At 34.8% G+C, this 26391-nt stretch carries 15 protein-coding genes; 8 read left to right on the forward strand and 7 right to left on the reverse strand.

Features of this window, described 5'->3' with window-relative positions; translation table 11 throughout:
• Positions 1 to 440 precede the first annotated feature (440 nt).
• Positions 441 to 1754 (forward strand): ammonium transporter, encoded by a 1314-nt coding sequence (locus ABZP37_RS13060; RefSeq protein ID WP_366183569.1) that lies wholly within the window; start codon positions 441 to 443, stop codon positions 1752 to 1754.
• A 678-nt stretch (positions 1755 to 2432) separates the two neighbouring features.
• Positions 2433 to 3587: a T9SS type A sorting domain-containing protein gene (locus ABZP37_RS13065; protein WP_366183570.1), complete on the forward strand. Its 1155-nt coding sequence runs from the start codon at positions 2433 to 2435 to the stop codon at positions 3585 to 3587.
• 85 nt (positions 3588 to 3672) lie between these two features.
• Here the strand turns inward: ABZP37_RS13065 and ABZP37_RS13070 are convergent, their stop codons facing one another.
• The 3 genes from ABZP37_RS13070 to ABZP37_RS13080 form a co-directional block, all read right to left on the reverse strand.
• Positions 3673 to 5691, reverse strand: coding sequence for a cytochrome c biogenesis protein CcdA (locus tag ABZP37_RS13070; protein ID WP_366183571.1), 2019 nt, complete (start codon positions 5689 to 5691; stop codon positions 3673 to 3675).
• Complete coding sequence (gene tilS / locus ABZP37_RS13075) at positions 5691 to 7001, reverse strand: tRNA lysidine(34) synthetase TilS (RefSeq protein ID WP_366183572.1); 1311 nt, start codon at positions 6999 to 7001, stop codon at positions 5691 to 5693. The genes ABZP37_RS13070 and tilS overlap by 1 nt, the downstream gene beginning before the upstream one ends.
• Before the next feature lie 140 nt (positions 7002 to 7141).
• Positions 7142 to 8428 carry an anthranilate synthase component I family protein gene (locus tag ABZP37_RS13080; RefSeq protein WP_366183573.1) on the reverse strand — a complete coding sequence of 429 codons (1287 nt, stop codon included), beginning with the start codon at positions 8426 to 8428 and terminating at the stop codon, positions 7142 to 7144.
• 210 nt (positions 8429 to 8638) lie between these two features.
• Here ABZP37_RS13080 and ABZP37_RS13085 point away from each other — a divergent pair, with 210 nt between their 5' ends.
• A complete protein-coding gene (locus ABZP37_RS13085; protein WP_366183574.1) occupies positions 8639 to 9019 on the forward strand; it encodes a DoxX family membrane protein in 381 nt (126 codons plus the stop codon).
• A 239-nt stretch (positions 9020 to 9258) separates the two neighbouring features.
• On the opposite strand, the gene lpdA is transcribed toward ABZP37_RS13085, so the two are convergent.
• The 4 genes from lpdA to ABZP37_RS13105 all read right to left on the reverse strand — a co-directional run bounded on the left by lpdA (position 9259) and on the right by ABZP37_RS13105 (position 16466).
• Positions 9259 to 10662, reverse strand: a complete 1404-nt coding sequence (lpdA, locus tag ABZP37_RS13090) for a dihydrolipoyl dehydrogenase (RefSeq protein ID WP_366183575.1) — start codon at positions 10660 to 10662, stop codon at positions 9259 to 9261.
• An 809-nt stretch (positions 10663 to 11471) separates the two neighbouring features.
• Positions 11472 to 12080: an alpha-ketoglutarate-dependent dioxygenase AlkB gene (locus ABZP37_RS13095; RefSeq protein ID WP_366183576.1), complete on the reverse strand. Its 609-nt coding sequence runs from the start codon at positions 12078 to 12080 to the stop codon at positions 11472 to 11474.
• A 483-nt stretch (positions 12081 to 12563) separates the two neighbouring features.
• On the reverse strand, positions 12564 to 15479 hold the full coding sequence (locus ABZP37_RS13100) for an FAD-linked oxidase C-terminal domain-containing protein (RefSeq protein ID WP_366183577.1): 2916 nt from the start codon (positions 15477 to 15479) through the stop codon (positions 12564 to 12566).
• A gap of 270 nt (positions 15480 to 15749) precedes the next feature.
• A complete protein-coding gene (locus tag ABZP37_RS13105) occupies positions 15750 to 16466 on the reverse strand; it encodes a hypothetical protein (RefSeq protein WP_366183578.1) in 717 nt (238 codons plus the stop codon).
• A gap of 648 nt (positions 16467 to 17114) precedes the next feature.
• Between ABZP37_RS13105 and ABZP37_RS13110 the strand changes: the two genes are divergently transcribed.
• The 5 genes from ABZP37_RS13110 (at position 17115) to ABZP37_RS13130 (ending at position 26133) form a co-directional block, all read left to right on the forward strand.
• Entirely contained in the window at positions 17115 to 17684 is a 570-nt protein-coding gene (locus ABZP37_RS13110) for a uracil-DNA glycosylase family protein (RefSeq protein ID WP_366183579.1), read from the forward strand.
• A gap of 158 nt (positions 17685 to 17842) precedes the next feature.
• The gene (locus tag ABZP37_RS13115; protein ID WP_366183580.1) at positions 17843 to 19135 is read left to right on the forward strand and encodes a DUF4010 domain-containing protein; all 1293 of its coding nucleotides are present in this window, start codon (positions 17843 to 17845) and stop codon (positions 19133 to 19135) included.
• A 687-nt stretch (positions 19136 to 19822) separates the two neighbouring features.
• Complete coding sequence (locus ABZP37_RS13120; protein ID WP_366183581.1) at positions 19823 to 20551, forward strand: TIGR00730 family Rossman fold protein; 729 nt, start codon at positions 19823 to 19825, stop codon at positions 20549 to 20551.
• Between the two features lie 157 nt (positions 20552 to 20708).
• Entirely contained in the window at positions 20709 to 23528 is a 2820-nt protein-coding gene (locus ABZP37_RS13125; protein WP_366183582.1) for an aminopeptidase, read from the forward strand.
• A gap of 193 nt (positions 23529 to 23721) precedes the next feature.
• Entirely contained in the window at positions 23722 to 26133 is a 2412-nt protein-coding gene (locus ABZP37_RS13130) for a thiamine pyrophosphate-dependent enzyme (RefSeq protein WP_366187538.1), read from the forward strand.
• Positions 26134 to 26391: the final 258 nt, after the last annotated feature.

Below are 26391 nucleotides of genomic sequence, written 5' to 3' on the forward strand. Positions count from 1 at the left end.
TAACACTCAGAACAAGCTTTAATCTATATTATTTATAACTCCTGAATAACGTTTCCACCGATCTCAACCTGACAAATGAGTATCATTATTCCTGATAAATTTGGAGTATAAACACTCTGGTTTTTACTTCTCTGTTCAAGTCAATGAACTTAGCTAAGTAATTTTAATCTAATTATATCGAAGATTCTACAAACAACTACCGCCCTGCATAAATTCCACAAGAGAATAATTATTAGATGGCAAAAAAAGGGTCAACAACAATGAAAATATTTCATTTTCTCCATAAATCTCACGTTAAATGATATTAACCCCAAAAATAAGGGGTGCAAACTGTTTAATTTACAAAAATCAAACAAACACCCCTCATATCAAGACGGGTTGTATATATTTTTATACATTTGCAAAAAAAATACCATTCAAACTAAACCTAACTATTAATTATGAGAAAAATTATTCTTAGCGTGATATTAATCGCACTTTTGGTTTTTACCTTCTTTTCAAATTTTCTTTTAACCCCACATACTACCGCTTCTGAAGCAGTTGTTTTTGACACTGGAGACACCGCTTGGATGATTGTAGCGACCGCCTTAGTCCTAATTATGACTCCTGGATTGGGATTCTTTTACGGAGGTATGGTTGGCAAAAAAAATGTCATCAGTACCATGCTTCAAAGTTTTATGGCCATGATTATTGTGAGCGTACTTTGGATCGTAATTGGTTTTAGTTTATCATTCGGTACTAGTATTGGAGGAGTTATAGGAAACCCAATGGATTATTTCATGTTTCAAGGAGTAGGAACCAACACCGCTTGGAACCTTGCCCCTACGATTCCTTTTATGTTATTTGCTTTATTTCAAGCTAAATTTGCGATCATCACACCTGCCTTAATTACAGGTGCATTTGCCGAGAGAATTCGTTTTTGGGCTTATATGTTATTCATGGTTTTGTTTATCCTTTTAATTTATGCTCCATTGTGTCATATGACTTGGCATCCTGATGGATTGTTCTTTCAAATGGGCGTATTGGATTTCGCAGGAGGAACTGTAGTTCACATGAGCGCTGGATGGGCAGCCTTAGCGGGCGCGATGTTCTTAGGAAAAAGAAAAGTTCAAAAAGTAAGTCCTGCTCGTATTACTTATGTATTATTAGGAACAGGATTATTATGGTTTGGATGGTTTGGTTTCAACGCAGGATCTGCCATGGGTGCTAACGGATTAGCCGTACAAGCATTAGGAACTACAACCGTTGCCGCAGCTGCTGCTGGTATGGCTTGGGTTTTCATTGACAAAATCCTAGGACACAAACTATCCGCTATGGGAGCTTGTATCGGAACTGTAGTAGGATTAGTAGCTATCACCCCTGCTGCAGGATTTGTAAGTATTCCACACGCAATTTTCATTGGAGTATTCAGTAGTTTAGTAAGTAATTATATGGTGAGTTTATTTCCAAAAGGAAAAATTGACGATGCCCTTGACGTATTTGCTTGTCACGGTGTAGGTGGTATGACAGGAATGTTGCTAACAGGAGTTTTTGCTTCCTCAGCAGTAAACCCTGGAGTAGTTGATCAAGGATTAATCTTTGGAGAAACAACTCTTTTCTTTCACCAAACTACTGCCTTAATAATGGTATCCCTATTCGCATTCGTTGGCTCATATGCATTATTCTTCATTGTAAACAAAATTACACCACTACGTGTAAGCGAAGACAAAGAAGAGCTAGGATTAGATATCTCTCAACACGGAGAATACCTTTAAAAACTAATTTCACACACATAATCAAACACTCTAAAGATTCGTCTTTAGAGTGTTTTTTTTGCTAAATATTTTGGAATGCCTCCATTATAAAAGGAGTTTGACACCCTTTGCGCTCATAAAGCTTCTTACTATAATGCCATCTAGCTATCCGACACTTCAATCCCTCATCTGAAACAACCAGATAATTAGACGGCTTAATACTGTTTTCAAACCAACTGTAGCATACTTTTTTTTAAGGCAGTTGACCTAATCTCATTTACATTAAATACACTCTGCATCTATGTAGTTTTCATACTTGGTAGTCAATTTGATAATTATTGACCAGAATCTAATAGCAATATACCTACTAATAGGTATTGCCTACAATTCAACAAGTTACTATCTTACAAAAAACTTAATTATGAAAATAAAGTCCCTCTTTACGTTTTTAATTATAGCTTTTTACCCAATTACTCTAGTCCTTTCTTTTTTTCTGAATAAAATTAGCACACCAAGCCTTCTAAAAGCTGATATCCGCATTATTCATACTACAGAAACCGATAAAACAGCAAAAATAAACCTTTCAAATTTACCGCCTTAACCAATATACCATAGACTAATAGCCCAAAATATTGTCTAGTAATGGATAATCATTTATTTAAAACATAAGCTTAATTTATAACCTAAAAGTCAATTAATATGAAAAAAGAACTACTATTTATCGTAACAGTATTTACAATCTCATTACAAAGTCAACCCAAAATTAAATCTGCTATTGAAGAAAATTTTGATGGAACTAATTGGTACAATAGCCAAGGTTACAATTACGAATATGACATTGATAACAATCTCAAAACAGAGACATCCTATAGCTGGAATGGCTCGAGCTGGACACAAAGCTATAAATCTACTTATATTTATAATGCAAACAATAAAGCTACAGTACATACTGAACAACAATGGGATGCAATCAATCAGTATGTAAATTCGATTAAGACCACTTACACCTACGATTCCGAAGGTATCCTTGAAGAAATTTTAGACCAAAACTGGGATGGAATACAATGGGTAAATGCCTATCAAACATTTATAACTAACGTTAATATGGCACCATCATCCGTGATAGATTATAAATGGAATGGTTCAGACTGGGTCAATGATTATAGAATTACATTGACTTACACAGGAAATAATCCGACTCAAATTATAAATGAAGAATGGGATGGAACGCAATTTAATATATCAGACAGAGACCTTTTTACCTATAACACAAACAATTACATAGTTACATACGTCAATGAAATAGGGAATGGTACTGCATGGTCAGAAGATCAAAGAATCACTTACGAACTAGATACTAATGGAAATCGCATAAGAGAAACTGAGACTTATCAAGCAAGCAATACAAAAACTGAATATCATTATGATTTATCAGCTCAATTATCAACCTTCCTTCATCCATTTAAAGAGAAAACAGGAGTAGATTATTTCTTTGAAGATTTTCCTTATGTAAATAAAATATTAGATCAAGTGAATTACAACTACGATAGTTTTTCAAGCACTTATAAAAATTCGAGCAGAACTACCTATAATTACGACAGCACTCTTACTCTAAATACTGAAAATTTTGAACAAACCCCAAAAATTAAACTTTATCCAAATCCTGCAAACAGTTATATTGAAATAAAAGGATTAACAAATCCAGAAACTGTCAATGTTTATAGTATTCTAGGTGTAAAAGTTCTTGAAAAGACAATCAACGTTGATGATAAAATTATTATCAAAAACTTCTCTAATGGTTTATATTTCTTGAAATTTAAAAACGGAAATACGTTAAAGTTTTTAAAAAATTAAGCTAAATTAGTGAATTGTTATACCTAAAAAGACCTCGTTTTAAATCCTTAAAACGAGGTCTTTTTATATCTCAAAACTAGAATCCCTAAAATGCAGAAATCCCAGCTTTCAACCAATTTTCATATACTTCAATACCAACATAACTTATCGTGGGTTGCGATGTATTCAAACTATTCCCTTCCAAATCTGTCAACACATACAAAGGTTGCGTATTCGTTTTATAGCGCGAAATCATAAAATCGGTCCATTTATCACCAATGGTTTCAATGTCGGCACCGGTTATTTTAGAAACCGTTTGCTCGCTTTCTGGCAAAGCTCTTTTATCATCTACATAAAGCGAAATCAATACGACTTCTTTTTTCAAAATAGACAACACTTTCGAATCAGACCAAACATTGTTTTCCATTTTTCGACAATTCACACAAGCATAGCCTGTAAAATCCAATAGAATCGGTTTGTTGACTGTTTTGGCATAAGCCAAACCTTTGTCGTAATCTTCAAAAATAGTCAAGCCATGCACGCCTATTTTAGCTCCTTCAGGTAAATCAGTCGTAGCTAAAGTTGCCGAACCTCCTACCCCATGTGGACTTTCACTATATTCCATGGGTGGCGGAAAAGCACTAATCAATTTCAAAGGCGCTCCCCACAATCCTGGAATCATATAAATCGTAAACGTCAACACTAATAATCCCATCATCGTTCTACCAACCGAAATATGCGTGATTGGACTATCGTGTGGTAAACTTATTTTTCCAAATAAATAGAAAGCCAAAACTCCAAATATCGCAATCCAAATTGCCAAGAATACTTCTCTTTCTAACAAATGCAATTGCAAAACCAAATCGGCATTCGATAAAAACTTAAACGCCAAAGCCAATTCTAAGAATCCTAAAAACACTTTAACGGTATTCAACCAACCACCTGATTTTGGTAACGATTGTAAAAAACCCGGAAATAAAGCGAAAAACATAAAAGGCAATGCCAAAGCCAACGAAAAGCCAAACATACCTACAATCGGCGCAATACCCCCTTTAGAAGCCGCTTCAACGAGCAATGTCCCAACAATAGGACCAGTACATGAAAAAGAAACAATTGCCAAAGCCAAGGCCATGAACAAAATCCCAATTATGCCACCTCTATCCGCTTGCGAATCGACTTTGTTTGCCCAAGAATTTGGTAATACAATTTCGAAAGCCCCCATAAAGGAAATGGCAAAAAAGACCAACAATACAAAGAATATCAAGTTAAACCAAACATTGGTCGATAGGGCGTTTAAAGCTCCTGCACCAAAAATGGTCGTGACTATTAATCCCAAAACTACATAAATCACGATAATCGAAATTCCGTAAAAAATGGCGTTGCGAATTCCGGCTGCTCTCGTTTTACTTTGTTTGGTAAAAAAACTAACCGTCATGGGGATTAAAGGAAACACACAAGGCGTCAATAAAGCCGCAAAACCAGATAAAAACGCAATAAAAAAGATGGACCAAAGTCCTTTTTGAGTTTCCTTTTGTAGTAAAGGGTTTGATTCAATAACGGCTTCTGCATTGTTAATTACCCGTACATTAGCTTCTCCTAAACTTGGAACTAAAGAATCAGTCATAGTAGAATCGACTATCTTTTTTTCAACTACTGGAATCACCGTTTCATTTGCAGAAGCCGGAATCGTAAAACTAAATTTCTTCTCTTGATTGATGCAAACTTCTTTACAAACTTGGTAGTTTAATACTGCATCAACTTTTGTGAGTTTAGGATTTACCAACTTAATTTCTTGCTGAATTTGTACTTTGCCTTCGAAAAAAGTCTCGTTGACTTCAAAAATATCATTGAAAACTGTTTTGGTTTTACTTTCTTTAGCTTTACCAATAAGCGTATAATTTCCTTTTTGAGATTTAAATTCCACTTCCAAAGCCAATGGACCGCCATCAGGCGTGAATTGCGAATACAAATGCCAACCTTTTTCAATTACAGCATTAAAGGTCAACACATACGTTTTGTCAGTTTTCTTTTCAATAGAAGTCGTCCACTTAGCTGGATCTAAAATTTGAGCATTTACATTGGCGAAAGCCAAAATAGTAAGTAGTAAAAAGTATATCTTCTTCATTATACCAATTGAATATTTATTATGTTTTTTGTTTTCGTTTGCACTTTAAAGCGTTCGTCTGCCCTCCTGCCAATAATCCAAACCACTGAATCGCCAGACCAAAGAACCCAAGTATTTTCTTTTTCTAATAAAGACAATTTTTCGTCTTTGAAAAACTTACTCAGCTTTTTAGTTTTCCCGCCCATTCCTTGCGGTTGAAAAATATCGCCTTCTTTCCATTTTTTTAAAACTAAAGGGAATTCTAACACCTCTTCATCGACAAATATACTGGTATTACAAGGATTGGTAATCGCATTCACTTTTCTTAAAGACAGTTTTAAGGGAACATTAACGTCTTGTTCATTTTGATTTATAAAATACTGTACATCCTCTTCATCAAGAACAATCGGACTCAATATCAACTGTTCCCTATCCTTTAGCAATCTAAAATGAGACGAGTAAATTTGCTTTCCTGACAAACTATCCACCAAGTCGTAAATATCTTCCCAAGAATGAAATCCAAAATCCTTCAACCATTGGTACAAATAAGACTTGTAATTTGGTAATTTTAAAAGCTGCAACAAATCAATATAAAAAATCTCATCCTCTTGACTCACCACTTGCTGATACACCATTATAGAAGCATCTTCAACCATGACCGAAGCATCTTGTAAATAGGATTGTGTCTTTTGAAAAGTATCCATAAACTGAGGGTTCAGCTCTTTCAACAAGGGAACCAAATCATGGCGGATTTTATTTCGTAAGTATTTATCAGATGCATTGCTGCTATCTTCCCTCCAAGCTATGTTTTTCGATTGTGCATATTCCAAAATATCTTGACGCGTAAAAGCTAACAATGGACGAACTATATCACCATTATGCTCTGGAATACCGGTAAGACCTTCCAGTCCTGTCCCACGACTCAAATTAATCAAAAAGGTTTCTAGGTTATCATCGGCATGATGTGCAGTCAAAATATAATCGTATTCTTCGGTTTCTAGCAATTCGTAAAACCAGTTGTATCGCAACTCTCGTGCCGCTACTTGGGTCGAAAGCTTGAAGTCTTTGGCGAAAGCCGTGGTATCAAATTGCGTTACAAAAATGGGAACTCCACTATTATCCGCATATTCCTGAATAAAATTTTGATCTCCAAAACTCTCCAAACCGCGTAATTGAAAGTTGCAATGCGCAATGGCTATATCATGGCCTGATTTTTGAAATAAATCGAGCATCACCATACTGTCCAAACCACCGCTAGTAGCAAGCAATAGTTTTTTGGTTTCCAAAAACGGAAATTTATTAGAAAGCTGTTTTTTAAAAAGTTCAAACATTTTGATTTATTTTTACAACTATAATCATTTAACCTACTGTCACACTCAGCTTGTCGAAGTGCAATTTATAATATGAATTTCGTTTTAAAAAGGTCTTCGACAAGCTCAGACTGATAATTAGCAATTCATTAAAGTAATTATTACTCCAAAACCTGGCGCATGGCCTTGGCTTTAAGTAAACATTCTTCGTATTCGTTTTCCGGATCTGAAAGCGCTGTAATGGCACTCCCAACCGAAAAGGAAACATATTCCTTTTCTTGATTATACAAAATACTTCGTATCACTACATTGAAATCAAAGTCGCCTTCGGGAGTAAAATACCCAACTGCTCCGCTATACAAACCTCGTTTGGTTTCTTCCATTTCCTCAATGATTTTCATAGCCGAAATTTTGGGCGCCCCCGTCATACTTCCCATTGGAAAACTATTTCTAATCACATCTATTACAGTGTGGTTACAATCTAGTTTTGAAGTAACAGTTGAAATCATTTGATGCACTTGCAAAAAGCTTTTGATCTCACACAATGCCGTTACTTTTACCGAACCACGTTGTGCAGTATGCGATAAATCGTTACGAACTAAGTCGGTTATCATGATATTCTCGGCGCGTTCTTTTGGGTTGTTTTCTAAATCTCTTTTAGATTTTTCATCTGCTTCTGGATCTTCAAAACGTTTCGCTGTTCCTTTAATCGGTTGTGAAATAATGTCTTCTCCTGTCTTTTTCAAATACCGTTCAGGCGAAGCGGACAATAAATACTGCTTGTGATTTTTGAAGAAAACAGAAAAAGGTGGTTTCGAAATTTGGTTTAATTTCGAATAAGTTTCTAAAGGATTAATCTGAACATTCTCTGCATAAAACTCCATGCAAAAATTGGCTTCATATATATTTCCTTGATGAATATGTTTTAACAATGTTGTTGCTTTTTGCAGATAATCCACCTTCGAAATTCGTTGTTGAATATCCAAAGATGTTTCGGCTACATTCGACCAAAGTGGCGTGTTTAAAATCTCCTGAAAATCATCCTCCAGTTCATCATCGCAAAAATGCAAATACTGCATTTCGACCGTCTCCCCTTTTATCAAAAACAACTTCTTAGGCTGAAAGAAAAACAAATCAGGAAATTGCAAACCATCAAAATTGGTTGATTTTAAATCTTCAGTATCATTTTTTAAATCATAAGACAAGTACCCAAAAAGCCAATCTCTAGTCGTTTGCTGATATTGCTTTAAATCTTCAAAGGCATTATGATAATCTGTTTTTATAGACGTAAAAGCATCCACAGCAAGTACACAATCATAAGTGGAATATTCTTGCGGATAATCATTACTGTCTAAAAAAGTGATTTCTCGATAGTGTTGCGACCAAGTCAAAAGTTGTTTTTTAAACAATTTTAGGTCGGCAACAGTCTTATTTACTATTAATCTCAATTGATTTTTGCTTTAAAACTCAAAATTACAACAAAAAACATCCTTATAATTAGTCTATTTAAGAAAAATCCGTTCCTTTTTTTGTAATTTTACAGTAAGACGCTGGCTTTAATACGATTATACTCTAAAACCAACCCTTATATTTATACTTGATTGATGCCGATAGGATATATTGTGAATTTTACATTGTAACCACTAAAACTCTATATTATGAAAATTGCAACCATTATCATTCGTACGATGCTTGGGCTTTTGTTTCTCTATACCTCAATTAGTTATTTTTTTCACTTGAGTCCTGAACCAGTGTCGTCAGGGGAATTCAAAGCATTCCAAGTGGGACTAATCGCTTCGACTTATTTAATTCCTTTGGCTAAAGTCACAGAGCTACTTAGTGGCTTAGCCTTTGTCACAGGGAAATTTGTCACTTTGGCTAATTTGGTTATTCTTCCCGTTTCTCTCAATATCTTATTAATCAATTATTTCTTAACTCCTGAGAATCTTCCTCTTGCTGTTTTTGCCTTTGGAGGTAATATATTCTTGATTTACACCCATTGGAAAAACTACAAAAAATTGTTTAAAATGAACGAATAAATCATTTTACGCCAAAAACCAATACAATATAATATAATCCAATCTAATTTTTGTCAGATCGACTGCAATCGAGATGTAATAGCGGTTCTCGACTACACTCGAACTGACAATTGAACTGTTTTATAAATATTATTAGTATTACATGTTTCTTCACTTTTGCTTAAAAACAAAACACATATAAAAAATAAAACCCTGCTCATTGCTGAGCAGGGTTTGTAATTTATACAAAAACGTTTAAATTAAACGTGTAATGCTCTATTATCAGTTGCAGCCAATGCCGCTTCTTTGATTGCTTCTGCAAACGTTGGGTGAGCATGTGACATTCTAGAAATATCTTCAGCAGACGCTTTGTATTCCATTGCAACCACCGCTTCAGCAATTAAATCAGCTGTTCTTGCTCCAATCATGTGAACACCAAGAACCTCATCCGTTTTAGCATCCGCAAGGATTTTTACAAATCCGTCCAAATCAGCACTTGCTCTCGCACGTCCTAAAGCTTTGAAAGGGAAGCTTCCCGATTTGTAAGCGATACCAGCCGCTTTCAACTGCTCTTCCGTTTGTCCTACTGCAGCCACTTCTGGCCAAGTATAAACAACCCCTGGAATCAAATTGTAATCGATATGTGGTTTTTGTCCTGCCAAGATTTCAGCAACCATAGTTCCTTCTTCTTCCGCTTTATGCGCCAACATCGCTCCACGAACAACATCACCAATTGCATAAATATTAGAAGCCGAAGTTTGTAAATGATCATTTACCTCAACTTGACCTCTTTCAGCCATTTTTACACCTGCATTTTCAGCTTTTAATCCATCTGTATAAGGACGACGACCAACAGAAACCAAAGAGTAATCACCTTCAAGAGTGATTGTTTCACCTTTAGCGTTTTCCGCTTTTACAGTTACTACATCACCAGCTCTTTCAACCGACTGTACTTTGTGAGACGTATAAAACTTCATTCCTTGTTTTTTCAACACTTTCGTTAATTCTTTAGACAAAGAAGCATCCATTCCTGGAATAATTCGATCCATATATTCCACCACAGAAACTTGCGCTCCCAAACGTAAATACACTTGTCCTAATTCGATTCCGATTACTCCACCACCAATAATTACAAGGTGTTTAGGTACTTCTTTCAAAGCCAAAGCCTCAGTAGAAGTAATTACTCTTTCTTTATCGAGTTTTATAAAAGGCAAAGAAGATGGTTTAGAACCTGTTGCTATAATTATATTTTTACCTTCAATCGTTTCTGACGAACCATCCGCTTTAGTAACGGCAACATGAGTCGCATCTATAAACGAACCCAAACCATTGAAAACCGTAATTTTATTTTTATCCATCAAGTAGTTGATTCCACCTGAAGTTTGATCTACCACCGCTTGTTTGCGAGCAATCATTTTCTCTAGGTTCACTTTTACTTCTCCAGAAATTTCGATTCCGTGATCTTCAAAATGCTTAATTTCAGCATAATGATGAGACGAAGACAACAATGCTTTCGAAGGAATACATCCTACATTTAAGCAAGTACCTCCAAGAGCAGAATATTTCTCCACAATAGCAGTTTTAAAACCCAATTGTGCACAACGAATAGCTGATACATATCCGCCTGGTCCAGAACCAATGATGACTACGTCAAATGAACTCATAGTATATTTTTTATAATGTATATTAATTTTTGCGATTACAAAATTAAGGAATTAAGTTTTGTTTAAACTTTAAAGTTTGAGGTTTTTTGTTAAGAATTTGCGACTAATATTGGAGTTATTTAAACACAAAGTACATAAAGAAGCCGCAAAGACCACCAATCTTTTACGGAAAATGTAAAAAATAGAGACACAATACTACTCCCACAGACTGTAAACTGAATACCGAGACTGAATACTAAAAATAAGTGCCTATTTCCAGCTCTCCGCTCTAGCCCTCTTTCAAAACGCTTTTTTTACTAGGTCGCTGCAGTAGCTTCCTCCGGTCGCTCTGCCTCTCCCGTAAAAAACAGCGTTTTTCAGTCGGGGCTGCCGCTGCTATCTGGGGCAGGGATTTGGGATTTTATTACATATTATAATAGATTGATGATTTGGGAATCAATTAAAACCACACCCCCCCACCCCCTCTCAAGAGGGGAATTCGTAATGTTAAAAATGAAAATTATTGAACAAAAATAAATTGCGGAAATTAATCTAATTTGAGCTTCTGTTTAAATTCACGTAAAAATTAAAATTCCTCTCTTCAAACAAAAAAATATCCCCAGCCCCTATAACTCTAGTTTATATTTGTTTTTTTTGAATCGTTGAACCTTAAACGGTTTCAAGAGGGGAATTCGTAACGTCAAAAATGAAAATTATCGAACAAAAATAAATTGCGGAAATTAAAAGCTGAAATATTCTTATAACCTACTCGCAACTGAACACTGAGACTGAGACTGGAAACTAAAAAGCTGCCACTGAACTACTTTATTCTATCGAACAATTGTCCTAAAAGTCAAATTCACTCTGGGTTTTAATACTTTTTTAGTTGGAGGCAATCGGTGTTGCCAATGCGTTTGAGTTTCGTCTTTCATGACTAACAAACTGCCATTTTCTAAAATTATCGAAACGGTTTCTTTAGTTTCTTTATGCTTGAAAGCAAATTTTCGAGCTACTCCAAAACTCAATGAAGCAATTACGCCATTCTTTTTCAAGTCTTTTTCTCCGTCACTATGCCAAGCCATGCCTTCATCACCCGAATGGTATAAATTAAGTAAACAAGAATTGAAGGTTTCTCCCGTTTTTTCCTCTACCCGTGCTTTGAGTTCTAATAAAGTAGGTGTCCAAAGCATTGCTTTTTTGGTTCTATTAGAATAAGTGTATTCAAAAGCACTATCGCCATACCAAGCTACTTTGCGTTTGGTGACAATTAGTTTCCCCATGATGATGGCTTCGTCGTGTTTCCAGTCTATTCCGTTTAACAAAATATCCAAATAGTGATTTGCCTCCTGTTGCGAAAACAAGAATCCATAATAATTGACTGTTCCGTCTTTGGGTAAAAGATTGTGGTTTGTGTCTAAGTCTGGAGTGAATAAGTCCATGTTTTGTTTTTTATTTCACAAAGATACGCAGAGAAAAATACAACGATTGGCATTTTTTAAACCATATAAGACATATAAGTTTTTCATTGCCTTTAAACTTTTATAGCTACGTATGAATGACTACATTTTGTAACTAGCCGCAAAAAAATTTAAACCATATGAGACATATAAGTTTTTCTTTGTCTATAAATGTATAGAAACTCTCTAAATAAATAAAAGTTCATATAAGTTATGGCGCTTAAAAGCACCAAACTATGCGTAATGTAAACCGACAAACGGTACCGTTCAGTCTTTGCGAGGAACAGCCTGTCCCGATTTTTCGGGAAAGCAATCACGTAAAACACCTCACTTGTTGACGAGCAACAACTGCCTTTTTTTTACATAAACCCAATCTACTTCGACAAAGTTTGTCTATCTGAAAGAATCACTAAACACGTTAATTCACTAAGGACTAAAGACTAAGGACTAAGAACTTCAAAAAACCTACTTCAAACACCCTCTCAAAATACTCACCGGATGTTGTGCCTTTCTACTCGTTCCGTCAAAAATTTGGTGGCGGCAACTGGTTCCTGCGGCGGCGATTTCGGTGGTTTCGGCTGTGGAACGAATTTTCGGAAACAGGGTGTCTTCACCCATTTGCATACTGATGTCGTAATGCTCTTTTTCGTATCCAAAAGAACCTGCCATTCCGCAACAACCGGAATTGTAAATGGTCACGGTATTATTTTTGGGGATATTCAGCATGGCGAAAGTTGCTTCTACGGTGCTCAATGCTTTTTGGTGGCAATGGCCGTGGATTTTTATTTCTTTGGCTTGGTCTGAGAATTGTTCGGCTTTGATGTTGCCTTTTGTTATTTCGTTTTTGAAAAATTCTTCGATGGTAAATACATTTTTGGCCAATTTTTCGGCTTTTGGCTTGTCCACCGCCAAGCGTAGGTATTCATCTCTGAACGATAAAATTGCTGAAGGCTCGATCCCGATAAGTGGCGCTTTGTCTGTGATTACGTCTGCGAATATTTCGATATTGATGTTGGCTATTTCTTTAGCTTCTTCTAGAAAACCTTTCGATAAATAAGCTCTACCACTTTCTTCATGATTGAGAATTACGACTTCGTATCCAAGCGTCGTCAACAATTCGAATGCATCGATTCCTACCGAAACATCATAATAATTGGTGAATTCATCGCAAAATAAATAGACCTTATTGTTGATTAAAGTATCCTGAATCACCGATTCTTTTTGCTTTTCATACCAATCTCTAAAAGTGATTTTAGCCAAGTGAGGGACTTCTCGTTTTTGTGCTATACCCATCATGCTCTTGACTATAGACAAATTGGAAACCCAATTGGTAAATGACGGAAAACCGCTTCCAAGGTGATTCAGCTTCGCATTGTTAGCGAAAATTCGGGAACGAAGCGAAAACCCATTGGCTTTTTGGTATTGGAATAAGAACTCGGCTTTTAGGGAGGCGATATCGACATTACTCGGACATTCGCTGGCACAAGCCTTACAGCTTACGCACAAATCAAATACTTGATAGAGCTCTTCGTGATCGAATTTATTGCTTTTTTCAGAATTGGTCAAATAATCCCTTAAGGCATTGGCGCGGGCGCGGGTGGTATCTTTTTCATTTCGGGTGGCGCGGTAACTTGGGCAAAGTGTCCCTCCTGCCGATGGTAATTTGCGGCAATCGCCAGAACCATTACACTTTTCGGCGGCACGTAAAACTCCCATACTATCTGAGAAATCCTGAATTGTCTGTATCTCTGGTTCTACTCTTCCGGGTTCAAAACGGAGGTTTTCATCCATTTTTAAGGCATTGACAATTTTCCCCATATTCAAAACCGAATATGGGTCGAAAGCCAATTTGATGCGTTTGAGCAATTCGTAGTTTTGTTCCCCAATCATAAACGGTAAGAACTCGCCACGTACGATTCCGTCACCATGTTCTCCACTCAACGAACCTCTGTACTTTTTGACCAAAACGGCTACTTCGGTTGCAATGTTTCTAAATTGGTAAATACCTTCTTTTGTTTTTAAATTCAAAACGGGGCGCAAGTGAATTTCTCCTGCTCCCGCGTGAGCGTAATAAATCGCACTTTGTCCGTGACGCTCCATCATGGCTGAAAAATCGGCAATATAATTGGGTAAATCACTCAGTTCAACTGCGGTATCTTCGATAGAATCGGCTGCTTTGTTGTCTCCTACAATACTACCCAAAAGCCCCAAACCAGCTTTGCGAAGTTCGTTGATTTTGTCAATATCGGTTCCATATATTTTTGGTAAGGCATAGCCAAAATTGTTTTTCTCCAAATCGGTTACCAAGGCATCGGCTTGTTGTTGTGCATCTTCCATGCTTTCGTACGAACCTACTTCAAGCATCATAACGGCTTTGGGTTCGCCCACGATAAAAAATCGGTTTTTAGCTTGTTCCCTATTCGTTTTGGTACAATCTAGAATCGTGTCGTCCATCATTTCGCAAGTGTACAAATGATGTTTCATAGCAACTACAACGGCTTCTAAACTTTCTTGAATCGTATGAAAATGTGCCACCACCATCACGTTATTAGAAGGAGGTAAAACATCTACTTTCAAAGTTACTTCGGTTGTAAATCCTAATGTACCTTCGCTTCCGCACAACAATTTCCCAACGTTTATGGTCGGTTCTGTTCCGCCAAACAAATCGGATTTTAATAAAATATCTACGGCATAACCGGTATTTCTTCTATGAATTTCTGGTTTCGGAAATTCTTTTATGATTTCGTCTTGAGTTGCTTTAACGGCTAACTCTTCGTATAATTTTCTGTAAATCTGATTTTCTAAGGTATCGCCTTTGGTTTTTTCGATAAACTCAGCTGAAGTTAAATCGGTAAAAACTACTTTCGAACCATCACTCAAAACGGCTTTTATTTCTATAATTTTATCACGCGTCACCCCATAACGAATCGAAGTTGTTCCCGAAGAGTTGTTCCCTACCATTCCGCCAATCATGCAACGATTGGATGTTGAAGTATTGGGTCCAAAAAACAATCCGTGTGGTTTCAGGAAGATATTCAGTTCGTCTCGAATCACTCCTGGTTGCACGGTTACTGTTTTCTTTTCTTTATCGAAAGACACAATTTTAGTAAAATGCTTGGAAACATCGACTATAATTCCGTTTCCTACCGTTTGTCCAGCAAGCGAAGTTCCCGCTGTTCTAGGTGTAATCGACAACTGATTATCCTTAGCAAAACACATTATTTTCACAATATCGTCCACCGATTTTGGCAAAGCAACTGCCTCGGGTGTTAACTTATAGGCCGAAGCATCTGTGGAATATAGTATTTTATGAAGTTCATCGTATAGAAGTGTTCCGTCTAACTTTTTAGATAGAGAGTCAAATTTAGATTTCGAAGACATGAAAAATCGTGTTTAATGAGAATAGCAAATATAAAGATAATACAGCTGTATCTGTCATTAAAAGACAAAGTTTCAACCGTAAATTATTGTTAATTAAAAAAAAACAATTCTAGAAATCCTGTAAAGAAGTGAACCACAAATCACATCAATCGCGACAAAATAATTTGTGTGATTTGTGTAATTTATGGTTCTATTTTTGTGTGTAAAATGAGTAGTTTTTTTCACGAAGTCTCCGAAAAAATCAGGCTTGCGATAGTAACTAAAAAAAGTTTACAATTTTGAAAAAATAGCTGAGTCAAACTCAGACTTAACAACTACATTTCTAGGGCCATTTGCTCCTTTGGAACGATTATAAGATAACAAAATGTTACCCGCTTTTTGATAATTATCCCAAGCCAAAGTAAATTTTGGTTCTAGGTCATTAAAACTCTTGAAGTAAGACCATTGTTTAATCAACTGCTCTTTCTGATCTACATAAACCCAGTATTTATTTTCTGGCGTAACTCCAACTGCACTGAATGTCATTTGCAAAACATCAGCAGTATTCCCGTCAGGCAATTGCTCAGTTTTCACGTATGTAAGTGTTACTCCTGGATCTTGTAATTTCCAAGGCATCACTAACCAATACGAATCATTAATCCACCAATTTTTAGCTTTTTTCAATAAACTATTCGCTTTTTTATCATCTTCTACCAAGGAACCATTTTCATACACTTTCCCTTTTAAGGTATTCACATTTACAAAAATAATCTGATTGTCTTCTGGATTTTCAACGCGCACATCTCCTGTCCATTTATTCCAAAAAAGTTTTCGTTTTCCAAAATCCCATTGTATAAATTTGGTGTTATTATAATTAGTAACGCCTCCCATTGCAACCTGCATTTCCTTGACTATATCATCAACATTCACATCCTCTTGTGCGGAAACTGAATTAGTACTAAAAAGAACAAAAAACAATGCAAAAACGAAAGTGGTAACTCGGCTCATAAGTTTCGATTTTAATTAAACTGAAATACAAAAATACTTTCTTTTAGGTCTAATTTTCGATTCATATGGTTTTAATAATATAACTTTTAGTTAAACTTTATAGTAATCATTGTTGTTCGATAATAAAGACGCCAAAATCGTTACTTAAATACAATGAGCTAGAGTAATCAGTTTTTCATACAGCTGCTTTCTTTAATTGATTGAGAAAATCATAAAAAACGAAGTCAGGGATATGATACTTGTAGGTACACTAAACGGTTTAAGTCCATAAACCCCTTAATAACAATGCGAATCAAGGGTTGAAAAATTAATTTTATAAAAGCGTAGGCTATTTTCCAAAATTATGGACTAGTAATCCTTTGCTTGACCTAACTTTAATAGTTTGGAGTTGCTAATTTTACCCGCAGATTGAGTTAAGAATAAAAAGAGGAGTTATAACATCTCATCTAAATCTGACAACTATTTTTCTTTATACACGAGTAATATTATCAAGTCGAGTACAGTCGAGACTCGTTTTTAAATTCACTTTCAGCCTAAAAGAACTCTTGACTTCGCTCAATCTGATAAATTTTTATTATCAACTTCACTCAAACATTTAAATTGAGTATCTTGCTATATCAACTTCAGTCATTACTAAATCAATTAGCCATGAAGGTACTTTTGGAACAAATAAGAGCGTGTACAGTATGTGAAAAATTCCTTCCACTGGGTCCTAATCCAATTGTTGCGGCTAGTTCTAAAAGTAAAATTATAATCATAGGTCAAGCGCCGGGAAGAATCGTACATAATACAGGTATTCCGTGGAATGATAAAAGTGGCGACAACTTACGAAACTGGTTAGGCGTTGATAAAGCTACTTTTTATAATCCTGATATTTTTGCTTTGATTCCCATGGGATTTTGTTATCCTGGAACTGGAAAATCTGGAGATTTGCTACCAAGACCTGAATGTGCACCGCTTTGGCACGAGAAGTTATTGGAATCCATGCCAAATGTAAAAATGATTTTGTTGGTTGGTAAAACGGCTCAAAACTATTATTTGCATACAAAAATCAATTTGACCACTACAGTACAGCAATTCGAAAACTATTTGCCTAAATACTTTCCCTTACCACATCCTTCGCCAAGAAATAATATTTGGCAAGCAAAAAATAAATGGTTTGGACAGAAAGTAGTTCCTCACCTGAAAAGTAAAATTACAAGTATTATTACAGGCTAAGAACATTTTTTGATCTAAAAAATATTTTTCATTCTATTAAAGTTTTGTACTTTTAACTAGTATGTCTCCCTTATTTACATAAACTTAATACCGAACCAAATTAAAAATAATAATCTTGTTGCAATACAAGTGGCTTTTTTTAACCCAAATTATTAATTATGGTAAACTACACCGAAATATTAAGCCTATTCCCTAAGGAACTAATCAATTTTGTACTTGTTGTCCTTTTCTCTTTAATAATCGGTTTAGAGCAACGCAGACATTTTGCAAAATCATCAATGGAAAGTATTTTTGGTACGGATAGAACTTATACTCTTTTTGGAATTTTAGGCTTTGTTTTATATACCATTAGTCCCACAACGCTCATTCCATTTATGGGTGGTGGACTCATAATCGGATTACTATTAGCTATTTTTTATTATAATAAAATAGCCCTTAAAAACACTTATGGAGTTACCTCAATTATAGTCGCACTTATCACCTACTGCCTGACTCCTATCATCTATACACAACCTGCTTGGTTTACCATTTTATTGGTAGTCACCGTTCTGGTTTTGGTAGAAATGAAGGAAACACTCTTTAAATTTTCCGAAAGTATGAATGCGAATGAGTTCATTACCCTGGCAAAATTTCTTGTAATTGCTGGTGTGATACTTCCGCTCTTTCCTGACGAACCCATTTCTGAAATTATTACCATTTCACCTTATAAATTCTGGTTAGCTATTGTAGCGGTATCAGCTATATCCTATTTGAGTTATTTGCTAAAAAAGTTTGTTTTTCCAAATTCAGGAATTGTGCTCACTGGAATATTAGGCGGGTTGTATAGCAGTACAGCCACGACATTCATATTAGCAAGGAAAAGCAAGGAACTAGATGAAGATTATAAAATAAGTGCGGCCATTATTCTAGCAACAACAATGATGTTTATTCGGATTTTCATTCTTGCTCTTTTGTTCAACAAGGCAATTGCTCTAATTCTAGCGCCTTCATTTGCTGTTTTCACAATCGCATCTACAATAATAGCACTCTACTACTTACGATTAGATAAAATAAAGAACAAAGACAATAAGAAATCCTATTCCATAGAATCCAATTCAAATCCACTCGAAATTAAAACTGCTTTTATATTTGGTGTACTTTTTATTGTTTTTGCTATGCTGACCGGATATGTAAACACAAACTATGGAACGGAAGGAATTAAAATTCTTTCTTTCGTGGTAGGTGTTACCGATATTGACCCCTTTATAATTAATATTTTTCAAGGGAAATGGAATATCTCTAACGGTGTAATTGCAATGGCTGTCATCAACGCTGTAACGAGCAATAATCTTTTGAAAATGATATACGGGATTTCATTATCAAAAAAAACCATTCGCAAACCACTACTAATAGGGTTTAGTATTCTTGTAGTCATTGGACTCCTTACTTCTATAGTATATTTAAATTTTTAGAATCCCACTTTACAGATTTATAGATTTTGGTAGCGTAGGTTTGCATTTTGTGAACAATATTATTGATACATCAGTAAAATTAATTACAGAGTAAAATACCATAGCATCACTACTGCGCTACCTATGATGTTTTAGCTTAAATACATAATTTACAGATACTTAAAAAAAAAAAAAAAAAAAACACCCCTAACCCCTCTCAAGAGGGGAAATAGAAGTGCTAACATTCAAATAACGTCATTTTATATTGCTTTTTTTAGAATAAAAATTACTCCTCGATCTGACAAACAAAAACGGACCTAATTAAAGATTTAAGAATGCTATCTAAATAATTAGACAACAGCTTTCCTTCATTAAAGTATCTCGACTGCGCTCAATGTGACAAAAGAAGTATTAACCTATTTGTAAAATAAAAGCTAATACGTAATATCCCTTAAACATAGTACTAGAATCAAAAACAATAAAGTCTTTATCAGTTTTTTTTAAAAAAATAAATAGGCTTCTTTTATTGGATTTTTCTTTAAAAAAAGCTATATTCGTTAGCAGTTCACTAGCCTAGTTTCGGGGTCTTACAGCAAAAATCATTATAATTACATTTTGTTTTTTTTGTGTACAACTGAACTGAACTTCAAAGAAAAAGACTAGAACTGACTCCTAAACCTATTACTAAACCTATTAACTTTCTATTTTATGAGACTTGAAGATTTTGACAATGACGAAGAAAAAGTAATCCAAGATAGTTTAAAACAAAAAACTTGGAATGAAATACGAACCAATGACAGTTGGGCAATTTTTAAGATAATGGCCGAATTTGTCAATGGGTATGAAAACATGGGACGAATTGGTCCTTGTGTTACAATTTTTGGATCCGCGAGAACCTTAGCTGAAGATCCTTTTTATCAACTAGCCGAAAACATAGCTTTTAAAATAAGTCAGGCTGGTTATGGGGTTATTACTGGTGGTGGACCTGGAATTATGGAAGCGGGTAACAAAGGAGCGCATTTAGGCGGTGGTCCTTCTGTGGGACTGAATATTGTCTTACCATTTGAGCAACATTTCAACCCTTATATTGACTCGGACAAGAATTTAAATTTTGATTATTTCTTTGTCCGCAAAGTAATGTTTGTAAAATATTCGCAGGGTTTTGTCGTGATGCCTGGTGGTTTTGGTACCATGGATGAATTATTTGAAGCTTTAACATTAATTCAGACTAAAAAAATCGCCAAGTTTCCTATTATACTTGTCGGAACACATTTTTGGACAGGATTAGTAGATTGGATTAAAACCGTTTTAATTGAAGGTGAAAAAACCGTAAGTCCAGAAGATATGAATTTAATTAAAATTGTAGACACTGCTGATGAAGTTGTTACTGTTTTAGATACTTTCTATAAAAAATACAATTTGAAACCCAATTTTTAAGGCTAAAGCTGCTCCTATGAGTAGCTTTTTTTTATAATTTATACTTCCTCTATTCCATCCATTTTTCTTCAAAAAAAACTTAGAGATTCATAAAACTACAAATCCCTTTTTACTTCTATTATTTAATGTATATTAGTGATATTAAATACCGCCCCCATTGAAATTACCTATCAAAATATTGCTTCTTTTATTGTTTTCAATCAAACAGTACGGTCAACATCATTCAAAAATGTTTGTTGAAGTAAATATTGAAGATAAAATCCTAAACATTCAACAAGAAATCACTTTTTTCAATCAATCAACTGACACCATCAACACTATTGTATTGAATGATTGGAACAATGCCTACTCTAATGTGAATTCGGCCTTGGCTAGACGTTTTTCAGATGAATTTTACCGAGGTTTCCATTTGGCAAAAGAAGAAGAAAGAGGCAGTACGCAAAACCTAACCGTTATAGATCAGAACAAATTATTTCTTTCTTGGAACAGAAACACAACTGTTCCTGATGTAGTTCATGTTCGATTGAGAGAACAACTGGCTCCTAATGAAAAAATAACTATGCAACTTACTTATGTTGTAAAAATACCTAGTGATGTTTTTACAAAGTATGGGTATGATACAAAAAAAGGAATGAATTTGAAAAATTGGTTCCTCACTCCTGCCCGATACACCAATCATAACTTTGTAAAATACAACAATGAAAATCTTGACGATATTGCCAATGCTATTTCTAATTTTGACATTGAACTGAAAATTCCTTTGAATAATTTCATCACTACAGACTTAAACAATGAGAACTTTATTCGTGACAACAATAGTACTATTTATAAAATTTCTGGTAAAAACCGAACAGACTTCAACTTAAATATTGAACCTATTCCGACTTTTGAAAGCTACCAATCTAACGGATTAACTGTTCTAACTAATATTGATGATAATAAAATTTCCTCCATTCAGAAATCGCAAATTATAGATTGTGTGGTCCAGTTTGCAAACGCAACTATTGGCAAATATCCTTTTGAGAAAATTGTAATTTCAGAAACCGACTATGAACGAAATCCCTTTTATGGATTAAATCAGTTACCCGCTTTTATCAGACCTTTTTCAGACAATTTCACTTACGAAATAAAGTTTTTGAAAACCTTTTTGAATACCTATCTAAACAACAGTTTGTTTATCGACCATAGGAAAGAAGCTTGGATTCATGATGCTATTCAAGTATATGCCATGATGAAATATATTGAGTTGAATCATCCCAATAGTAAAATGTTAGGGAGCGCATCAGGCTTTAAACTCTTGAAAAGTTTTAACTTAACCAATCTAGATTTCAACGAGCAGTACAGCTATTTTTATATGCTTATGGCTAGAAAAAACTTAGACCAACCCTTAAATACTCCAAAAGATGCTTTAATAAAATTCAACGAACAGATTGCTAGCAAGTATAGAGCTGGGTTAAGTTTACGTTATTTAGATAATTACCTAGAAAAAAATACCGTTCCTAATAGCATCCGAGAATTGTATTTGAGCAAACAAGGATTAGATGTTGAAAAAGATGACTTTGAAAGTATATTAAAGAAAAATTCAGAGAAGGACATTAACTGGTTTTTCAGTACTATTATCAACTCTCGAAAAGCGATTGATTATAAATTCGCTTCTTTTTCTAAAACTCAAGATAGCATCTCGTTTTCAATTAAAAACAAAACAGGAGTTGTTGTTCCTATGCCTATTTATGGAATAAAAAATGGTGAAATTGTCTTTAAAAAATGGTTAAATTTCCAAGACAAAGACAGTCTCTATACCATTGAGCGAAAAGAGGCTGACAAAATTGTCCTTAATTACAAAAATGAAGTTCCTGAATACAATTTGAGAAACAACTGGAAGTCCTTGAAAGGTTTTTTTCCAAACAATCGTCCCGTGAAATTTGTATTGATGAAGGATTTAGAAGATCCTTATTACAATCAAATTTTATATGTCCCAACAATCGAGTTTAACATTTATGATGGCTTTATCTTAGGAATGCGTTTGCATAATAAAACAATCCTCGACAAACCTTTTATTTTTGATATTACTCCTGCCTATTCTACAAATACGGAGTCTCTTTCAGGATCAGGTTCTATATCCATCAATCATAACTACAGGAATAGCACACTTTTTAACGCTAAATATGCCTTATCAGGTTCTTATTTTCATTATGCGCCTGATGCTACCTATTTTAAATTCAATCCTTCAATTCAATTGCGTATTAGAGATAATGACTTTAGAGACAATCGCAAAGAGTTAATTTATCTTCGACAAGTTTTAGTAAATCGTGAAGTAAGCCAAATCATCAAATCTGATTTTAACGAAAATTATTCCGTTTTCAATGCTAAATACTTCAATACTAAAACAGAGGTAACTAATCACTTTAGCTTTATGTCTGAAATACAAGTATCTAGCAAATTCAGCAAAGCTATTGCCGAAGTGTCTTATCGGAAATTATTTGAAAATAACCGTCAAATGAATCTTCGATGGTATGCAGGAGCTTTTATTCATAATAACACTAACAGTGATTTCTTTAGTTTTTCACTGGATCGACCTACAGATTATATGTTTGATTATAATTATTATGGAAGGTCTGAAGATACTGGTTTTTTTAGCCAACAAATAATTATTGCCGAAGGGGCATTCAAATCTAAACTAGCAACTCCTTTAGCAAACCAATGGATGACTACTTTAAATGGAGGTTATGGCATTTGGAATTGGGTAGAAGTCTATGGTGATGTTGGTTATCTAAAAAGTAAATACCACAGCGATCGTTTTGTATTTGATAGTGGAATTCGGTTGAATTTAGTAACTGATTATTTTGAAGTGTATCTTCCTGTCTACTCTTCAAACGGATGGGAAATTAATGATAACAATTACAATGAAAAAATCCGTTTTATAGTTACTTTATCACCTAAAATCTTCCTAAATCTATTCAATCGAAAATGGTTTTAAAAAATTATGCATTTAATTTTATTTAATTGCATAATACTTACTTATCCCGTGTTAAAAAACAAAATAATCGTCAAAAATACACAAATACATACATAATCCTCAATAAAATTAAATCTATATTTTTTTTATTGCATTATGAAATTCCCTAGTTTTTCAGTAAATTTGCAATAATTAAGCTATACCTTCATATATGATGATAAAAGAAAAAAGCAACACTGCATTAACCTTTGAAGATTTCAAAACAGAAGTATTGAATGATTATACCATTGCTATAACAAGTAGGGAATGCAGTTTGTTAGGGAGAAAAGAAGTATTAACCGGGAAAGCTAAATTTGGAATTTTCAGTGATGGAAAAGAATTGCCGCAAATAACTATGGCGAAATTTTTCAAGAATGGAGACTTTCGTTCTGGATATTACAGAGATCAAACTTTTATGATGGCCATCGGAGAATTAACTCCTGAACAATTATTTGCTGGTTTATACGGAAACACGGATATCAACGAAGAACCCATGTCAGCAGGAAGACAGATGGGAGGCCATTTTGTAACGCATAGTTTGAACGAGGATGGTAGTTGGAAAAATCTTGTGCAACAAAAAAATTCTAGTGCTGACATCTCTCCTACTGCGGCTCAAATGCCCAGACTTTTAGGCTTAGCCCAAGCCTCTAAAATATACCGAAATATTACAAACATACCCAATCAAGATAATTTTTCTAATCAAGGAAATGAAATTGCTTGGGGAACTATAGGAAACGCCAGTACATCCGAAGGCGTATTTTTTGAAACAATCAATGCTGCTGGAGTACTACAAGTTCCTATGGTCATTAGTATTTGGGACGACGAGTACGGTATATCTGTACATGCCAAACACCAAACAACTAAGGAAAATATATCCGAAATTTTAAAAGGATTTCAAAAAGAAGCTAATACCAATGGCTTAGAAATAATAAAAGTTAAAGGTTGGGATTATTCGGATTTGATTGCTGCTTATGAAAAAGCGGAAAAGATTGCCCGTGAGCAACACATTCCTGTAGTTATTCACGTGGAGCAATTAACACAACCTCAGGGACATTCTAGTTCAGGTTCCCACGAGAGATACAAAAGTAAGCAGCGTTTGGATTGGGAAAAAGAATATGATTGCGTGAGACAAATGCGATTGTGGATGATTGCCATCAATATCGCTTCTCCTGAAGAATTAGATATCATTGATGCTCAAGCTAAAAAAGAAGTTGTTGAAGCTAAAAAGAAAGCTTGGACTACTTTTATCACTCCAATTATTAAGGAACAAAAAGAACTTGTTGCCATATTAGAAAAAATAGCTCATGCTTCTTTAAATCCAAAAGTAATTTTGGCTCATGCCAAAAAACTAAACGGAATTAAAGAACCTTTAAAGAAAGAAATTCTAGTAACTGCTCGTAAAGCAAATCGCTTATATACTGCTGGTGATGAAAAAACCGAACTAGTACAATGGATGAAATCTTTTGCAAATAAATATCGCGATGCTTTCAGTACCAAACTATATTCTGAATCGGAATGGAATGTATTTTCAGCTAAAGAAGTAGCTCCTGAATATCCTGAAGAAGAAGATATTATTGATTCGGACGGGCGTATGATTATTAGAGATAACTTTGACGCTATTTTCACCAAATATCCCGAAGCTTTAATTTTTGGAGAGGATTCTGGAAAAATTGGAGATGTGAATCAAGGATTAGAAGGACTTCAAGAAAAGTATGGTGAAATACGCGTTGCCGATGTAGGAATTCGAGAGGCTACCATTATTGGACAAGGAATCGGAATGGCTTTGAGAGGGTTAAGACCTATTGCTGAAATTCAGTATTTGGATTATTTACTCTATGCCATACAAATTTTAAGTGATGACTTAGCCACTTTACAATACAGAACTTTTGGAAAACAAAAAGCGCCTTTAATCATTCGTACTCGCGGACACCGATTGGAAGGGGTTTGGCACTCTGGTTCTCCCATGGGAATGATCATAAACTCTATTAGAGGAATTCACGTTTTAGTTCCTAGAAATATGACTAAAGCTGCTGGTTTTTACAATTCATTAATGGAATGTGACGAACCCGCACTTGTTATAGAATGCTTAAACGGTTATCGTCTTAAAGAAAAAACACCTATCAATTATGGTGAATTCAAAACCGCTATTGGTGTCGTTGAAACTATTAAAGAAGGAAGTGACATTACCTTAGTTTCGTATGGTTCTACTCTGCGTTTGGTGATGGAAGCTGCCAAAGAATTATCAGAAATAGGAATTACATGTGAAGTGATCGATTTGCAATCATTGATTCCATTTGATATCAAACATGACATCGTTAAAAGTGTCATGAAAACCAATCGTCTTCTTATAATTGACGAAGATGTTCCTGGTGGCGCTTCCGCTTATATTTTACAGCAAATTATAGAAGAACAAGATGCGTATAAATACTTAGATAGCAAACCACAAACTTTGTCAGCTAAGGCACATCGCCCAGCTTACGGAACGGATGGTGATTACTTCTCTAAACCGTCAATAGAAGATATTTACGAGAAGGCTTATGCCATGATGCATGAAGTCAATCCAACTAAATATCCTAGTATATATTAAAATTCAAAGGTCTGCTATATAAGCAGACTTTTTTTTTGAATACCACTTTTCTAATGAAATGTTATTGTATTAAATAATCTGATAATATCGATTACTGCTCCAATAAAGTTCAAAAACCCCTGTCCCAACGCTTTGGGATGGGTGCTTTAGTTATAGGCAACGTATCGGCATAATACCCTAATATTTTAAATTACCATATACAGACAATTTGTTTTATTTCTGTTTATTCGGCTATGGTTTCAAATTTTCAAAGACTGA

It is taken from the genome of Flavobacterium ovatum (assembly GCF_040703125.1).
Classification (GTDB): domain Bacteria; phylum Bacteroidota; class Bacteroidia; order Flavobacteriales; family Flavobacteriaceae; genus Flavobacterium; species Flavobacterium ovatum.

Coding starts and splice junctions, on each gene's coding strand:
- ABZP37_RS13060 (WP_366183569.1), top strand. CDS start 441: ATGAGAAAAATTATTCTTAGCGTGATATTAATCGCACTTTTGGTTTTT.
- ABZP37_RS13065 (WP_366183570.1), top strand. CDS start 2,433: ATGAAAAAAGAACTACTATTTATCGTAACAGTATTTACAATCTCATTA.
- ABZP37_RS13070 (WP_366183571.1), bottom strand. CDS start 5,691: ATGAAGAAGATATACTTTTTACTACTTACTATTTTGGCTTTCGCCAAT.
- tilS (WP_366183572.1), bottom strand. CDS start 7,001: ATGTTTGAACTTTTTAAAAAACAGCTTTCTAATAAATTTCCGTTTTTG.
- ABZP37_RS13085 (WP_366183574.1), top strand. CDS start 8,639: ATGAAAATTGCAACCATTATCATTCGTACGATGCTTGGGCTTTTGTTT.
- lpdA (WP_366183575.1), bottom strand. CDS start 10,662: ATGAGTTCATTTGACGTAGTCATCATTGGTTCTGGACCAGGCGGATAT.
- ABZP37_RS13095 (WP_366183576.1), bottom strand. CDS start 12,080: ATGGACTTATTCACTCCAGACTTAGACACAAACCACAATCTTTTACCC.
- ABZP37_RS13100 (WP_366183577.1), bottom strand. CDS start 15,479: ATGTCTTCGAAATCTAAATTTGACTCTCTATCTAAAAAGTTAGACGGA.
- ABZP37_RS13105 (WP_366183578.1), bottom strand. CDS start 16,466: ATGAGCCGAGTTACCACTTTCGTTTTTGCATTGTTTTTTGTTCTTTTT.
- ABZP37_RS13110 (WP_366183579.1), top strand. CDS start 17,115: ATGAAGGTACTTTTGGAACAAATAAGAGCGTGTACAGTATGTGAAAAA.
- ABZP37_RS13115 (WP_366183580.1), top strand. CDS start 17,843: ATGGTAAACTACACCGAAATATTAAGCCTATTCCCTAAGGAACTAATC.
- ABZP37_RS13120 (WP_366183581.1), top strand. CDS start 19,823: ATGAGACTTGAAGATTTTGACAATGACGAAGAAAAAGTAATCCAAGAT.
- ABZP37_RS13130 (WP_366187538.1), top strand. CDS start 23,722: ATGATAAAAGAAAAAAGCAACACTGCATTAACCTTTGAAGATTTCAAA.